General features: G+C 75.3%; 1 protein-coding gene. It reads right to left on the bottom strand.

What is annotated here, in order from left to right; genetic code table 11:
- On the bottom strand, positions 1-998 hold a 998-nt coding region (locus tag AB0I76_RS30270; protein WP_357042662.1), incomplete at its 3' end, for a DUF561 domain-containing protein.
- Between the last annotated feature and the right edge of the window lie 234 nt (positions 999-1232).

The raw sequence follows: 1232 nt of genomic DNA, 5'->3' as shown, positions 1-1232 counted from the left end.
AGCGGGGCGGACTGACCCGACCAGAGGCTCGCGTGCTCGCGGTCCCCGGCGGCCGCCGCGGCGCGCCGCAGCGGCGCGGTGAGCGCCGACTGCGCCGGGTACGGCGCGCGGGGAACCGCCGGATCGGCCAGGGCGCGGGTGACCCGGTTGGGCACACCACGGGCGAGTCGACCGGAGAAGGCCGACGTCAGGACGGTGCGGTGCCGACCCGGGGCCGTGGTGAGCGCGTCCTTGTGCACGTCGGGTACCGCCGACTCATGGGTGGCGAGGAAACCGCTGCCGATCTGCACCCCCTCGGCGCCCAGCGCGAAGGCCGCCCGGACCTGGCGGGCGTCGGTGATGCCGCCCGCCGCCACCACCGGCGCGGCGACCGCGTCGACGACCTGCGGAACCAGCGAGAGGGTGCCGACGAGGGACTCCTCGACCGGGCGCAGGAACGCGCCCCGGTGGCCGCCGGCGTCACTGCCGGAGGCGACGATCACGTCGACGCCGGCCCGGTCGAGGACGACGGCCTCCTCGACGGTCGTCGCCGTTGCCAGCACGACGACACCCCGGCGGTGCGCCTCGGCGACGACCTCGGCGTCCGGCACACCGAACACGAAACTGATCACCCGTGGCGCGGCCGCCAGGAGCGCGACGATCTGGTCGTCGTAGCGCGGCGCGGCCGGCGGCGGGCCGTCGGGGACGGCGACGCCGAGCGCGTCGTAGAACGGACGCAGCGGCGCGACGAACCCGGCCACGTCGTCGGCGTCGACCCGGACGTCCGCCTCACCCGGCAGCGGCACCCACAGGTTGACGTTGACCACCCCGTCCGTGCGGGACTTCAGGTCCGCGACGAGCGCGGTGATGCCCTCGGCGTCGAGATGGTTCGCGCCGAAGGACCCCACCGCGCCGGCCTCGGCGACCGCCACGGTCAGATCCACCGAGGAGAGGCCACTGCCGAACGGGCCCTGCACGACCGGCCGGCGCAGGCCGAGCAGGCGACTGAAGCGGGTCACCGGCCAAGGGGAGGTGGACGAGGTCATCGGTGTCCTTTCACGGGCCGTCGTGCGGCGTGGTTACCCCGAGGAGCATCTTCTAGTAACGGGGGCCACCCCCGCGCTTCCGGGCGAGGCGGTCACCCGGGCGGCGGGCGGGTAGCCTTCACCCCCGTGATCGTGGTGAGGTGCCGGTGACGGCCGTGGACAGCAGTGAGGCGCACGTCGGGCAGGTGCGCGCGCACGCCGACGCGC

Source organism: Micromonospora sp. NPDC049799, assembly GCF_040656655.1.
Classification (GTDB): domain Bacteria; phylum Actinomycetota; class Actinomycetes; order Mycobacteriales; family Micromonosporaceae; genus Micromonospora.
Note: the sequence above shows the minus strand (reverse complement) of the source record. Positions and strands in the feature narration are given on the sequence as shown.